Source organism: Micromonospora terminaliae, from assembly GCF_009671205.1.
GTDB lineage: Bacteria > Actinomycetota > Actinomycetes > Mycobacteriales > Micromonosporaceae > Micromonospora > Micromonospora terminaliae.
In genome coordinates, this window is record NZ_CP045309.1 from 42,415 (window position 1) to 55,469 (window position 13,055).

The window sequence follows — 13,055 nt, forward strand, 5'->3', positions numbered from 1 at the left end:
CCCACGGAGCATCGCGGCCCAGGCGGCCGGTGGGACTGCGGTCAGCGGCCGCCCCCGCGAAACACCTCGGCGGCCGTCCGCAGAATCACCTTGAGGTCGAGCCAGAGCGACCAGTTCTCGATGTAGTAGTTGTCGAAGCGCGCCCGGTCCGAAATGGGGGTGTCCCCCCGCAGGCCACTGACCTGGGCGAGCCCGGTGAGCCCGACGGGGACCCGGTGCCGCATGGCGTAGTGCGGGTACTCGGCGGAGAACTTCTCCACGAAGTACGGCCGCTCGGGACGCGGACCGACCACACTCATGTCCCCGCGCAGGATGTTCCACAACTGGGGGAGTTCGTCGAGCGAGGTCCGTCGGAGGAACCGGCCGATGGGACCCACCCGCCGATCGTGTGCGATGGACCAGTTCGTCTGCGACTCCTGCTCGTCCACCGGTCGCATCGATCGGAACTTGACCAGCTTGAACGGCTTGCCGTACCGGCCGATTCGTTCCTGACGGAAGAGGATCCCGGGGCCGCCGTCGAGGAACGCGGCGATCGCGCAGAGCAGCAGCACCGGGCTCAGCACGATCAACGCCACCACGGCGAAGAGCACGTCGGAGGCCCGCTTCACGGCCCACCGGGGGCCGGAGAGCGTGGTGTCCCCGATCTTCACGATCGGGATTGCCCCGACATGGTCGGGATGGCCACCGTGTGACCGCGACCCCCAGAGACGCGGTACCGCCCAGAGGTCGCAGCGTGCGCTGGCCGGACGGAGCAGCATGTCCATCACGGTCGACTCCGGACAGTCCGGGTCGGCGATGACCAGAACCTCGCAGTTCAGCAGCCGGGTCAGGTGCTCGAGGTCATCGAGCGTGCCGAGGAGCGGGATGGGGCCCGTGCCCTGTCGTGACGGTCCGTCGACAGAGCCGACGAAGCGCAGGCCGTACTGGGGATGGCGCCGGAGCAGCCGGGCGAGTTCCACACCGATCGGACCGCTGCCGATGATGATGGCGTTGTGCTCGACCCACCGGCGTCCGCGCGCAACGAGGATGAGCTTCCGGTTCACCGCCCGCCCGACGATCACCAGGCCGGCGCAGAGCGCCACGTCCTGCATGAAACCGCTGACGTACGGCACCGAGTCATGGCGTTCGGCGGCGATGATGGCCACCACCGCACCGGAGGCCAGCAACCGGCCGCAGAGGCTCGGCAGTTCGTCCAGGATGCTGATGTGCCGGCGGGCGCGGTAGTGCCCACCGGCCGCGAAGAGAGCCACCGTGAGGCCGGCGTTGAAGAGCGTCCCGCGCCAGTAGTCCTGGCTCACCAGCAGCGGGGCCAGCAGCGCGACGACATCCATCGGCGCGGTCAGCATCCAGGCCCGCAGCGAGCGCGTCCGCGTGGAGGCCCGAGAGCTGGCGTACGGCAGCACGGCTGTCGTGTCGAGATCGGACGGTGCCGCGACGTCGGGCTTCCCGGACGACCGCTCCGCGCTCGGCTCCGTGCGGTCATGGCCGCGCGCGCCCGCAGATGACGGCACGAACTGCCGCCGACCTTCCGCAAGCCCGGTGGAGGCAGACAGACTGCTCGTCACCGGTTGCCCTGACATAGGCACAATCTCCCCCGTGAGAACCCTGGCCCCGGATAGCGCGGGGTTCGGGCGACCGCAGAATATGAGGGAAACGGTGGCTCTGCCAGACCCGGCAGGACAAACAACTTCCTACTTTCCGGCGGAAACGATCTCCGTGACCGAGTCGCGGCGGACCGCGTCGAAGAGTCCCTTGGCCTTCGCGGTGTCCGCGAACACCACGCTCTCGCTGCCGACCCGGCCGGTCCCCTTGACCGGGCAGGTGTAGAAGCCGAGGTTTCCGCTGCGGAGGTGTCGAAGCTCCATCGCCAGGTCCAGGAGGGACATCGACTTGTCGACCGCGACGGCGTTGGCCGTGGCCCGCACGAAGGAGTTCAGCTTGGTGGGGCTGCTCAACGTGCCACCGGACGCCGCCTTGTCGAGGATCGCCCTCATGACCTGCTGTTGGTGCCTGATGCGGGCGAAGTCGCCGTCGGCGAAGGCGTACCGCTCCCGGGCGTAGTCCAGCGCGGCGGCGCCGTCCATGGTCTGCCGGCCCTTGGAGAACTCCCGGCGGCTGTCGGGGTTGAGCGAGTGGGTGGAGGTGAAGCTCTGCTCGACGTCGATCTCGATGCCTCCGAGGGCGTCGACGATCTCCTTGAAGCCGGCGAAGTCGACCATCGCCACGTGGTCGACGCGCACGCCGGTGAACCGCTCCACGGTCTGCACCATCAACGGCACGCCACCCCACGCGTACGCCGCGTTGATCTTGGCGTCCCGGCCGCCGTGCTGACCGTTCTTCGACCGCGGCACCGGCACCCAGGTGTCCCGCGGGATCGAGATGAGCTGGGCACTCGACCGGTCCGCCGGCAGGTGGGCGAGGATGATGGTGTCGCTCCGGGAACCCCCGGCGTTCTCCGGCTCGCGGGAGTCACTGCCCAGCACCATGATGTTCATGGCGTCTTTCGCCACGACCTGCGGGCGGGACTCCTCGGGCACCTCTTCGAAGGCGTCGACCCGCTCGATCGAGGAGTTGACCGACCGGTAGTAGAGGCTGCCCGCGAGCATCCCACCGCCGGCCAGCAGGACCACCACCAGCAGCACGATCAGGGCGATACGCCGGCCACGTCGGCGACCCCGAGGCGGCGCGGGCTCCTCTTCCGGGCCGTCGGCGTCCACTTCGGACCCTGAGTGGCGCGTTTCGTGGTCGGCGAACTGCTGGCCATACGACATGTGGGCGATGCTACTTTCTGGCGGTCCGGCCCGGGGCACCCTCGTCCGGTCGGTCAGCGACAAGTAACTGATAGGCGAACAAGGCTTTCCTCGCCAGCTTCCGCCTGTACCTGGTACAACGTCACGGGTGGATGCAACGAAGCTCCGCCGGGCCATCGCCCGGACCCGGCTCGCGCCGGTCGCCGCCTTCCCCAAGCGCCTGGCCCGGGTCGCCCGGCACGACGCCCGGGTGCTACGCACCTCCGCCCGCTGGCTGCTCACCTCCCGGGAGCACCACAACTACACGTACGAGCTGACCAAGCTCAGCCGGCACCACCTCGCCTGGTTCGTCAGCGTCGTCTGCGACGTACCCGTCAAGCAGGTGCGTGGCTGGTTCGCCGAGATCGAGGGCGACGACAAGCTCCGCGCCCACATCGAGGCCGCCACCGCCGCCGCCTCCCGCCGCGGCCTCGCCGACCGGCAGGTCCGCTACGCCCGCCGCATCGGCTGGTACGCCATCGTCCGCGCCCGCAAGCCCGCCCACGTCGTGGAGACCGGCGTGGACAAGGGCCTCGGCAGCTGCGTCCTGGCCGCCGCCCTGCTCCGCAACGCCGCGGAGGGCCACCCCGGCCGGCTCACCTCGCTCGACATCAACCCCGAGGCCGGCTACCTGGCCCGGGCCACCCCGTGGTCCGAGGTCGTCGACCTCGTCATCGGCGACTCGGTCGCCTCGATCGGCGCACTGGAGCGGCCGGTCGACCTCTTCCTGCACGACAGCGACCACAGCCGCGTCCACGAGCGCAGCGAGTTCGAGGCGGTCGAACCGAAACTCGCCCCCGGCGCCGTGCTGCTCACCGACAACGTCACCGCCACCAACGTCCTCGCCGAACACGCCGAACGGACCGGCCGGCGGTTCCTCGCCTACCGGGAGACCCCGGCCCGGCACTGGTACCCGGGTGACGGCATCGGCGTCGCCTGGTGAGGGTCTTGTCCCGGCCATCCTCACCGCGGTGGCCGTCGGCCTGCTGGCCGCCCGGCGGCCGTGAGCCCGTCTTAGCTTTCGCTTAGCCCGCTTGTCCCGCCCCCACCGGTCCGGCAGCATCGACCGGCGTGACCCACGGCAGCGCTCCCGGCCGCCCCGCGCCCGCCACCGACGACGGGCAGCCACCCACCCGGGCCGGCCGCCGCCGCGCCCCGGCCGGCGCGCGCCGCTGGCTCACCGCCGGAGGCCTCGCCGCGCTCGCCGCCGTGGTCGGCGTGACCCTCGCGGTACGCGGCGGCGCCGCCCCCGCCTGCGCCGCCCCACCGCCCCGCGCCCTGCCCGCCGGAGTGCTCGCCGCGCCACCGCTCGGCAGCACCGTCCACAGCGGAAAGGCCACCTTCTACGACTCGAACGGCGCCGGCGGCAACTGCTCCCGGCCCACCGCACCCGCCAACCGGCTCTACGTCGCCCTCGGCCCCAGCGAGTACGCCGCCGGCGCCTCCTGCGGCGGCCACCTCGACGTCACCGGCCCCAAGGGCACCGTCCGGGTCCTCGTCATGGACCAGTGCCCGGAATGCGAACCCGGCCACCTCGACCTCTCCGCCGAGGCGTTCGCCCGGATCGCCGACCCGGTGCAGGGCGTCGTCAAGGTCAGCTACCGCGCCGTGGCCGACCCGCCGCTGCCCGGCCCGCTCACCTTCCGCATCAAGGAGGGCGCCTCGCAGTGGTGGTTCGCCGTCCTGATCGGCGACCACGGCAACCCGCTGCGCTCCGTCGAGGTGCGGCAGGCCGGGTCCTGGCGCGCCGCCGACCGCCAGGACTACAACTACTGGCTCATCCCCTCCGGCGCCGGCCCCGGGCCGTACACCATCCGGGTCACCGACGTGTACGGCCACCGCGCCACCGCCACCGGCATCCGGATGCTCCCCGGCCAGGTCCAGCGCAGCACGGTCCGTATGTACGGCACCGGCACCCCGGCCCGGTCGGCGAAGCCCAGCCGCTCGCCCTCGACCCGGCCCAGCCCCCGACCCAGCGTCTCCGCCAGCCTCTCCTCCAGCACGTCACCCGGCAGCCCGGCGGTCCTGGACGCGGCCGCCGGAGCACCGCCCACCGCTGCCCCCGTCCGCACGGCCTGCGGCTGACCGTTCCCCTGCACCGCCGCCTCGTCGCTCCACTCCTCCCCGTCTCGCTTCGCCTCGGCGCGCCGCCCCTCGCCGCGCCGCATGGCGTCGTCTCGGCCGCGCCGCGCCGCGTCGCGCCACCTCGGCCGCGCGGCACCGCGCCACCTCGGCCGCGCGGCACCGCGCCACCTCGGCCGCGCGGCACCGCGTCGCCTCGGCCGCGCCGCGTCGCTCCGCCTCCGTCGGGCCGAGTCAGCCCGGCCCCGCCCGGTCCGCTGGCGGCTGTCTCCGCGGCTGCCTGTCGAGCTGATGTCGCAAACGACTCACGGCGGCCGAGTCGTTGCGGACATCAACTCGACAGCGGCGGCCCCCGACCCTCCCGAGGGCGCGCGTCTCCTGCTCGTGCACCCGCACGAGCCGGTCAGGGCTGGAAGTCGCAACCCCCTGCCGGCCCCTGTCGGAGGCGACGCTCAGGCCGCGGGAGTCCCCAGGTCGAGCCACATGAAGACCTCGTCCCGATCGTCGCCCGGGGCGAGCCGCAGCGCGCCGGGCAACCGCCCGACCTCCCGGTACCCGAGCCGCTCGTAGAACCCGCCCAGGCCCAGCCCGTCCCGCACGGTCACGTGCAGCGCGGCCAGGCCCAACTCCCGGGCGATCCGCTCGGCCTCGCGCATCAGCGCCGCGCCGTAGCCGCGCCCCTGCGTGCCGGGGTGCACCATGACCCGCTTCAGCACCCGCCAGTGCGCCTTCAGGTGGAACCGGTTGTCCGCGATGATCAGCACGCCGACGAGGCGATCCCCTTCGTACGCGGCCAGCAGCCGGTCCGGCCCGTCGGCGATCCCGGCGAAGGTCGCCGCGGCCATGGGGCGCACGTCGGCCTCGGTCACCGGGGCGACGAAGCCGACCGCACCGCCGGCGTTGGTCACGTCCACCCAGAGGGCGATGATCTGCTCGCGCAGCTCAGGGGTGAGGTCCGGGTCGAGGACGAAGCGCAGGGTCACGCCCGCCATCCTGCGCGAGACGACGCGACCCCGACCCGGGTTCGTGATCCTCACGACATCACTGCTGGTGCGGGAGGGGGGTTTCGAACCCCCACGTCCTCTCGGACACAGGCTCCTAAGGCCTGCGCGTCTGCCGTTCCGCCACTCCCGCCGACCCGCTGAGTCTAGAGCGTCGCGCCGAAACGGTGTGCCGGCCGCCCCGCCGCAGAATGTTCGACACCGTCACAGCCGACTGGGCGGGCCGCCGGGGTTGCTAGAGGTGACGGATGGGGCTATCCGTTGGCCTTGTTGCGGCCGGCGAAGGTCTCGGTCTGGCTGTGGCAGTTGGGGCACAGGATCCGCAGATTGGGTGGCCGGTTGTCGAGGAAGTCGCCGTTGACGTGGTCGACGTGCAGGGTCAGCGGCCGGCCGCGCCAGGTGGGGCCGACCCGGCACTCCTCGCACTCCTCGGGCACGCCGATGTCGGCCAGCGCCCACTTCAGCCGCGTGCCGGGAGTGCGACGCGAGCCGGCGGGCAACTGCAGGAGCAGCTGTGACGAGGTGGTGCGGCGCAGACCGCGCTGCCCCTTGTTGTGCACGCTTCCGGTGAAGTGCGAGGTGTCGATGCCGAAGTGCTTGAGCCGTCGACTGATGTGGGCGTGCGACCCGCCGCTTACCCGGACCCCGAGCAGCCGCATGACCTCGGTGACGCTGCGCGCCTGCGCGGCCGCTGCCGCCAGCCGCTCGGGGGAGTATTTGTAGCGAGGCATGTGCCGACGGTAACGGCGGCCTCCGACAGGCTCAGTCGAGGCCGAGGTCGCGGCGCAGCTTGGTGACGTGTCCGGTGGCCTTCACGTTGTAGAGCGCCCGTTCGATCTTCCCGTCCTCGTCGACGACGAAGGTCGAGCGGATCACACCGGTGACGGTGCGGCCGTACATCTGCTTCTCGCCGAACGCCCCGTACGCAGTCAGCACCGCCTTGTCGGTGTCGGCGACCAGCGGGAACGTGATGGCGTCCCGGTCGCGGAACTTGGCCAGCTTCTCCGGCTTGTCGGGCGAGATGCCGACGACCTCGTAGCCGGCGGCCTGGAGCGAGGCGAGCGAGTCGCGGAAGTCGCAGGCCTGCTTGGTGCAGCCGGGGGTCATGGCGGCCGGGTACGCGTACAGGATGACCTTGCGGCCGCGCAGGTCGGCCAGGGAGAGGGTCCCGCCGCTGTCGGTGGGGAGGGTGAACTCGGGGGCGGGGTCGCCGGGCTTCAGGCGGTCGGTCATGGCGCAGACGATACCGCCGTCGCCGGGTCCGGGGCGGGTGGCGACGCGCCGCGCGCGTGATGATCACCATGGCTTGTTGCAAGGCATTGGCAACAACGGCCCGGCGCAAATAAGCTCAGCGCGTGGAAACCCTGGCGATGCACATCTCGAACGGGATCATCGACGGTCCCGTCGCCGCGGTGTTCGCGGCCCTCGCGCTGGCCGCGCTCACCTTCTGTGTGCTGCGCGGGCGCCGTGACCTCGACGACCGGCTGGCCCCGATGGCGGGCCTCGTGGCCGCGTTCATCTTCGCCGTGCAGATGCTGAACTTCCCGATCTTCACGGCGGGCGTCAGCGGCCACCTGCTCGGCGGTGCCCTCGCCGCGCTGCTGGTCGGCCCGTGGGTGGGCGCGCTCTGCGTCGCCGTGGTGCTGGTCGTGCAGGCGCTGGTGTTCGGTGACGGCGGCGTGGCCATGCTCGGCCTCAACATCACCAACATGGCGCTCCTCGGCACGGCCGCCGCCTACCTGCTGATCGCGCTGCTGCTGCGGGTGCTGCCGCGTACCAGGGCCGGGCTCGCCGTCACCGCCTTCGTCTCCGCGCTGGTCAGCGTCGTGGTGGCGTCCCAGGGCTTCGTCCTCGAGTACTGGCTGGGCGGCACCACCGACCTGGGCGGCAACCTGGCCGGGCTGGCCGGCACGATGGCCGGCGTCCACCTGCTGATCGGCATCGGCGAGGGCCTGATCACGGCGACCACGGTGGTCACCGTCGCGAAGGTCCGCCCCGACCTGGTGTACGCCCTGCGCGCCCTGAAGCCGGCCGTGCCGGCACCCGCCGTCCCGGTCGCCGGAGGTGCCCGATGAGCAAGCGTTCCTGGCCGTTCGTGCTCGGCGGCCTGCTGGTCGCCCTGCTGCTGGCCGGCGTGGTCAGCAACTACGCCTCGGCGCACCCGGACGGGCTCGACTCGTCGCTGCTCAAGGGCTGCACGGTGAACGCCGGCGGCGAGATCACCGGCGGCAGCTGCCCGGCGCAGCAGGCGAAGGACCACGAGCTGGCCGACAGCCCGCTCGCCGACTACGGCGTGCGCGGGGTGCGCAACGGCTTCCTCTCCACCGGCCTGTCGGGCGTGCTGGGTGTGCTGCTCACCTTCGCCATCGGCGGCGGCCTGTTCTGGCTGGCCCGCCGCCGCGGCCCGGCGGCCGCCGCAGGCACCGGCGCGGCGTCCGGTGCAGGCACCGGCGCGGCTGCCGGCGCAGGCACCAGCCAGGCCGATGCCGGCGCCGAACCGGCCACCGACGAGCAGCCGGCGCGCGCCGCCGGCACCCGCTGAGCCGCGAATGGGCGCCGGTCACGCCCACGTGCTCTACCGCGAGTCGTCCTCGCCGGTGCACCGCCTTCCGCCGGAGGTGAAGATCGCCGCGATGGTGCTGTTCACCGTCGCGGTGGTCGCCACGCCCCGGGCCGCGTACTGGGCCTTCGGCGGTTACGCCCTGCTGGTCGCCGCCGTGGCGGCGCTGGCCCGGGTGGGGCCCCGCTGGCTGCTCGGCCGGGCGCTCATCGAGTTGCCGTTCGTGCTGTTCGCGTTCGCGCTGCCGTTCTTCGGCACCGGCGAGCGGGTCGACGTGGCGGGGATGAGCCTCTCCGTCGACGGGTTGCACGGCGCGTGGAACATCCTGGCCAAGGGCACGCTCGGCGTACTCGCGTCGCTCCTGCTGGCGGCGACCACGACGACGCGTGACCTCATCGTGGGCCTGGACCGGCTGCGCTGCCCGCAGATCCTCACCCAGATCGCCACCTTCATGCTGCGCTACCTGGACGTGCTGGTGGGCGAGGCGCGGCGGATGCGGGTGGCCCGGATGTCGCGGGGCGACGACCCGCGTTTCCTCTGGCAGCTCCGCGGGTTCGCCGCGGGGGTGGGCGCGCTCTTCCTGCGCGCCTTCGAGCGGGGCGAGCGGGTCTACCTGGCCATGGTCTCCCGTGGCTACACGGGCCGGATGCCGGCGGTGTGGCAGGGCGCGGGCGCGGCCACGGCCGGGCAGTGGGCGGCCGCCGCGACGGTGCCGGCGATCGCGGTCACCATCGCCGCCGTCGCGCTGGTCCTGACATGATCGGGTACGTGCAGCAGTCGCCCTCCCTGGACGTCCGTGGCGTCCGGTACGCGTACCCGGACGGTCACGTCGCCCTGCACGGGGTGGACCTGACCGTGCCGCGCGGCGACCGGGTGGCCCTGCTCGGGCCGAACGGCGCCGGCAAGACCACCCTGGTGCTGCACCTCAACGGCATTCTCACCCCGACCGAGGGCACGGTCAGCGTGGGCGGCCTGACGGTGAGCCGGGAGCGGGAGACGCTCGCCGAGATCCGCCGCCGGGTGGGCATCGTCTTCCAGGATCCCGACGACCAGCTCTTCCTGCCCACCGTGGCCGAGGACGTGGCGTTCGGGCCGGCCAACCTGGGGCTGCGCGGGGCGGAACTCGCGGCGCGGGTGGACGAGGCCCTCGCCGCGGTGGGGATGGCTGAGCACCGGGACCGCGCGCCGCACCACCTGTCGTTCGGGCAGCGCCGCCGGGTGGCGGTGGCCACCGTGCTGGCCATGCGCCCGGAGATCCTGGTGCTGGACGAGCCCTCGTCCAACCTCGATCCGGCCGCCCGCCGGGAGCTGGCGGAGATCCTGCGCGGCCTCCCGGTGACCCTGCTCATGGTCACGCACGACCTGCCGTACGCGGCGGAGCTCTGCGACCGGTCGGTGATCCTGGACGCCGGCCGGGTCGTCGCCGACGCGCCGACCCTGGAGCTGCTCTCCGACGAGCGCCTGCTCGCCGAGCACCGCCTGGAGCTGCCCTACGGCTTCGCCCCCCGCCCGTCCTGAGTCAGCGGGGGACGGGGGCCGGGCGGGTGGCGCGGGCCGCGGTGCGTAGGCGGAGCAGGCCGGCGGCTAGCGCGCCGAGCCCGGTGGCCAGGGCCACGGTGACCAGCACCCGCGCCAGGGTGGGCGGGCCGGCGACCGGTGCCACCGAACGGGACAGGACGGCCAGGTTCGCGACGCCCGCGAACAGGGTGAGGCAGGTGCCCGCCAGGGCCAGCGCGAAGTCGGCGGCCGGGCGGCGGGCCAGCGCGTAGCCGCCGGCGGCGAGCGCGCCCAGTCCGGTGAGCAGCGTCCACAGCTGCCCGGTCAGCAGGTCGAGGAGCACCCCGCCGGCCCCGGCGGCGCCGGTGTCGAGGGCCTTGCCGACGGTGAGCGCCACGGCCGCCGCCCCGCCCAGGGCGAGCAGCGCGCCCGCGCCGCGCAGCGCGCGGACACCGGTGGCGGTGCCGGCCGGGACCAGGCCGGCCGCGCCGATGACGAGGAAGCCGAGGGTGGCGGCCACCCACCACGGGTACGCGTCCGGCGGCGGCACCCAGTCCAGGGTGCCGCGTACCTCGATCGTGCCCGTGCCGGCGCGCAGCGGCACCACCCAGTCGCGGACCCGCTGCTCGCGGTCGGGGGCGGCGGCCACCTGGGCCGGCGGGCCGGACTCCAGCCAGAGCGTCCGCTGGTCGTGCCAGCGGGCCGTCGGCCCGTCGGAGACCCGCCGCCAGACCGGTGCGGCCGCCGGGTCGGCCTCCGGCGGGAGCTGGGTGTCCCCGGCGAGTGTGCGGTTCAGGTAGGTGGCGGGGGAGCGGCTGTTCTCGTACACGCCGCCGGGACCGATCCGCAGGTACGGCTCGCCGGAGTAGCCGAGCACCTCGACGTCGGCCGCGCCGCGGTTGGTCAGTTCGAGGCGGGCGCCGGCCTCGACCATCCGGGCGGTGAGCCTGGGGCGGGCCGGGCCGATGCCGGTGACCTCGGCCCGGTAGTCGGTGCCGTCGGGGGCGTCGGCGCCGTGCGCGGCGGCGGGGGCGGCGAGGCCGAGGAGGGCGGCGAGCGCGGCGGTGACCACCACGGTGGTCCGCCGCAGGGGTGCGGGGATCACTTGCCGGCCGCCTCCACGGCCGCCCGGATGCCCTCGGGGCTGCGGTCCTCGACGTCCCTGCCGTTCACGCGGATGGTCGGGGTGCTGTTGACGCCGGACTTGCTGGCCTCGTCGGTGACGTGCTCGGTCCACGACTTGTACTTCCCGTCCTTGACGCAGGAGCCGAAGTCGTCGCGGTCGAGCCCGACGCCCGCGCCGATGTCGATGAGCTCGTCGTCGCTGAGCCCGGCGCTGCCCTCGGCCGGCTGGCGGGCGAAGAGCTGGTCGGTGAACTCCTTGAACTTGCCGCCCTGTGCGGCGCAGCCGGCGGCGGCCGAGGAGCGGGTGGAGTATTCCGTGGTGGAGAAGCGGTTGAGGAAGGCCACCGGGTGGAAGTTCACCCGGATCTTGCCCTCGCTGATCAACTGGTTGATCGTCGCGCCGCTGGTCTCCTGGAACCGCTTGCAGACCGGGCAGAGGTAGTCCTCGTAGAGGTCGACGGTGACTGGGCCCTGGCCCAGGACGATGGCGGTGCCGGGCGGGTTGGCGCCGGGCGGGGTGGTGAAGGTCTCCGACTTCTGGCTGGAGTAGACCGCCCAGCCGATCAGTCCGGCGATCACGAGCACCGCCACGGCGGCGACCGAGGTCCAGATCGTGCGGGTGCGCCGCTTCTCCCGGGCGATCTGGGCGCGGACCACCTGGGCCGCGTTCTTCCGCCCCTTGCGACTACTCATCGTCGACCTCCACGGTGTCGCCCGCCAGCCAGCCGTCCACCGAGAACGGGGTGCGGGGCCAGCTCAGCAGGAACCCGGCCAGTACGAGGAATCCCAGGTCCCGGAGGATCTCCGGGAGGTAGCTCGGTGCCTGGCCGGCGGCGAGTTGTCCGCCGCTGCCGAAGCACCCGCAGTCGATGGACAGGCCACGGGCCCAGGCCGAGGCGATGCCGGTGATGAAGACCACCAGCAGTGCGGCGGAGACGCCGGCCGTCACCCGGGTGGCCAGCCCCACGAGCAGGAGCACCCCGAGCGCCAGCTCGACGAAGGGCAGCGCCGCGCCGATCACGGTGGCCAGGTCGTACGGCATCACCTGGTAGGCGTTGACCGCACGGCCGGAGGCGGCCAGGTCGTCGATCTTCGAGGCGCCGGCGACCAGCCAGACGGCGGCCAGGCCGAAGCGGGCCGCGATGCCGAGCCAGGGCCGGACGGCGGGCCAGCGGCCGGCCCGGGTGGGGTGTGCGGTCACGGTCATTGGTCGCTTCGGATCCGAGGAAAGTTCCACGATCAACCGGTCAGCGCGTCGCCGGCGGCCTCGACCAGCTCGTCGCGGGCCCGGGCGACGCGCGAGCGGATGGTGCCCACGGGCACCCCCTCCACGGCGGCGGCCTCGGCGTACGACAGGCCGAGCAGCTGGGTGAGCACGAACGCCGAGCGCCGGTCGGCGGGGAGCCGGCGGACCAGGTCGGTGGCCCCGAGCTGCCCGGCCGGGTCCGGGTGGGGCCGCTCGGTGGCCGCGTGCGCGGCGAGCCGCGCGTCCAGGCGCCGGCGGCGGACCACGGTGCGGAGGTGGTCGGCGCAGGCCCGCCGGGCGATGCCGAGCAGCCAGGTCCGTGCCGTGGACCGCCCCTCGAAGCCGGGCAGCGCCCGGAACGCCCGCAGGTACGTCTCCTGGGTCAGGTCGTCGGCGCTGTCCGGGTCGACCAGGGCGGCGGCGAAGCGCCACACCTCGGCCTGGGTGGCCCGGACGAAGGCGGCCTGGGCCGCCGGGTCGCCCTCGCGGGCGGCCAGCGCCCAGCCGGTCGCGCTGTCCCGGGCAGGCTCGCTCGCGGCCGCGGGGCGGCCGGCGGAGGTGTCGCGCGGGGCAGGGATCACGACAGACGAGGTTACGCGGCGTACCTGTGCCGGACAGGGTCCTTCGGCCCATTACGTGGTCCCGCCCACGCCGGGAACTTTTCCCGCCCGCCCGCCGACTACCCGAACGTGACATGCGACGACGCGCGTGCCGTCGGGCGGGCCGCGGGGACGGCGCCGGTGCGCGGATGAGGC

At 73.4% G+C, this 13,055-nt stretch carries 15 protein-coding genes and 1 tRNA gene; 6 read left to right on the forward strand and 10 right to left on the reverse strand.

Features of this window, described 5'->3' with window-relative positions:
- Positions 1-41: 41 nt before the first annotated feature.
- The gene (locus GCE86_RS00180) at positions 42-1,331 is read right to left on the reverse strand and encodes a sugar transferase (RefSeq protein ID WP_239543210.1); all 1,290 of its coding nucleotides are present in this window, start codon (positions 1,329-1,331) and stop codon (positions 42-44) included.
- Positions 1,332-1,691: 360 nt separating this feature from the next.
- On the reverse strand, positions 1,692-2,642 hold the full coding sequence (locus GCE86_RS00185; protein ID WP_476739000.1) for an LCP family protein: 951 nt from the start codon (positions 2,640-2,642) through the stop codon (positions 1,692-1,694).
- 256 nt (positions 2,643-2,898) lie between these two features.
- On the opposite strand from GCE86_RS00185, the gene GCE86_RS00190 reads away from it, so the two are divergent.
- Both GCE86_RS00190 and GCE86_RS00195 read left to right on the forward strand, forming a co-directional pair.
- Positions 2,899-3,732 carry an O-methyltransferase gene (locus tag GCE86_RS00190; protein ID WP_154225016.1) on the forward strand — a complete coding sequence of 278 codons (834 nt, stop codon included), beginning with the start codon at positions 2,899-2,901 and terminating at the stop codon, positions 3,730-3,732.
- Positions 3,733-3,860: 128 nt separating this feature from the next.
- Positions 3,861-4,874 (forward strand): expansin EXLX1 family cellulose-binding protein, encoded by a 1,014-nt coding sequence (locus GCE86_RS00195; RefSeq protein ID WP_154225017.1) that lies wholly within the window; start codon positions 3,861-3,863, stop codon positions 4,872-4,874.
- A 449-nt stretch (positions 4,875-5,323) separates the two neighbouring features.
- Here the strand turns inward: GCE86_RS00195 and GCE86_RS00200 are convergent, their stop codons facing one another.
- From GCE86_RS00200 to bcp, 4 genes are all read right to left on the reverse strand, one after another.
- The gene (locus GCE86_RS00200) at positions 5,324-5,854 is read right to left on the reverse strand and encodes a GNAT family N-acetyltransferase (RefSeq protein ID WP_154225018.1); all 531 of its coding nucleotides are present in this window, start codon (positions 5,852-5,854) and stop codon (positions 5,324-5,326) included.
- Positions 5,855-5,919: 65 nt separating this feature from the next.
- Positions 5,920-6,005, reverse strand: a tRNA-Leu gene (locus GCE86_RS00205).
- A gap of 121 nt (positions 6,006-6,126) precedes the next feature.
- A complete protein-coding gene (locus GCE86_RS00210; protein WP_154225019.1) occupies positions 6,127-6,603 on the reverse strand; it encodes an HNH endonuclease in 477 nt (158 codons plus the stop codon).
- Positions 6,604-6,634: 31 nt separating this feature from the next.
- Positions 6,635-7,105, reverse strand: a complete 471-nt coding sequence (bcp, locus tag GCE86_RS00215) for a thioredoxin-dependent thiol peroxidase (RefSeq protein WP_154225020.1) — start codon at positions 7,103-7,105, stop codon at positions 6,635-6,637.
- A 122-nt stretch (positions 7,106-7,227) separates the two neighbouring features.
- Between bcp and GCE86_RS00220 the strand changes: the two genes are divergently transcribed.
- From GCE86_RS00220 to GCE86_RS00235, 4 genes are read left to right on the forward strand one after another with little or no spacing between them, the layout of a single operon-like run.
- Positions 7,228-7,947: an energy-coupling factor ABC transporter permease gene (locus GCE86_RS00220; protein WP_154225021.1), complete on the forward strand. Its 720-nt coding sequence runs from the start codon at positions 7,228-7,230 to the stop codon at positions 7,945-7,947.
- Positions 7,944-8,414 (forward strand): PDGLE domain-containing protein, encoded by a 471-nt coding sequence (locus GCE86_RS00225; RefSeq protein WP_154225022.1) that lies wholly within the window; start codon positions 7,944-7,946, stop codon positions 8,412-8,414. The genes GCE86_RS00220 and GCE86_RS00225 overlap by 4 nt, the downstream gene beginning before the upstream one ends.
- Positions 8,415-8,421: 7 nt before the next feature.
- Entirely contained in the window at positions 8,422-9,192 is a 771-nt protein-coding gene (cbiQ, locus tag GCE86_RS00230) for a cobalt ECF transporter T component CbiQ (RefSeq protein WP_154225023.1), read from the forward strand.
- Positions 9,189-9,950 carry an energy-coupling factor ABC transporter ATP-binding protein gene (locus GCE86_RS00235; RefSeq protein WP_154225024.1) on the forward strand — a complete coding sequence of 254 codons (762 nt, stop codon included), beginning with the start codon at positions 9,189-9,191 and terminating at the stop codon, positions 9,948-9,950. The genes cbiQ and GCE86_RS00235 overlap by 4 nt, the downstream gene beginning before the upstream one ends.
- A 1-nt stretch (position 9,951) precedes the next feature.
- Here GCE86_RS00235 and GCE86_RS00240 read toward each other — a convergent pair whose 3' ends face one another.
- From GCE86_RS00240 to GCE86_RS00255, 4 genes are read right to left on the reverse strand one after another with little or no spacing between them, the layout of a single operon-like run.
- Positions 9,952-11,034 carry a hypothetical protein gene (locus GCE86_RS00240; RefSeq protein WP_244317130.1) on the reverse strand — a complete coding sequence of 361 codons (1,083 nt, stop codon included), beginning with the start codon at positions 11,032-11,034 and terminating at the stop codon, positions 9,952-9,954.
- Entirely contained in the window at positions 11,031-11,747 is a 717-nt protein-coding gene (locus GCE86_RS00245) for a DsbA family protein (RefSeq protein ID WP_154225025.1), read from the reverse strand. The genes GCE86_RS00240 and GCE86_RS00245 overlap by 4 nt, the downstream gene beginning before the upstream one ends.
- Entirely contained in the window at positions 11,740-12,261 is a 522-nt protein-coding gene (locus GCE86_RS00250) for a MauE/DoxX family redox-associated membrane protein (RefSeq protein ID WP_154225026.1), read from the reverse strand. Before GCE86_RS00250 ends, GCE86_RS00245 begins: the two co-directional genes overlap by 8 nt.
- 32 nt (positions 12,262-12,293) lie before the next feature.
- Positions 12,294-12,881: a sigma-70 family RNA polymerase sigma factor gene (locus tag GCE86_RS00255; RefSeq protein WP_154225027.1), complete on the reverse strand. Its 588-nt coding sequence runs from the start codon at positions 12,879-12,881 to the stop codon at positions 12,294-12,296.
- Positions 12,882-13,055 lie beyond the last annotated feature (174 nt).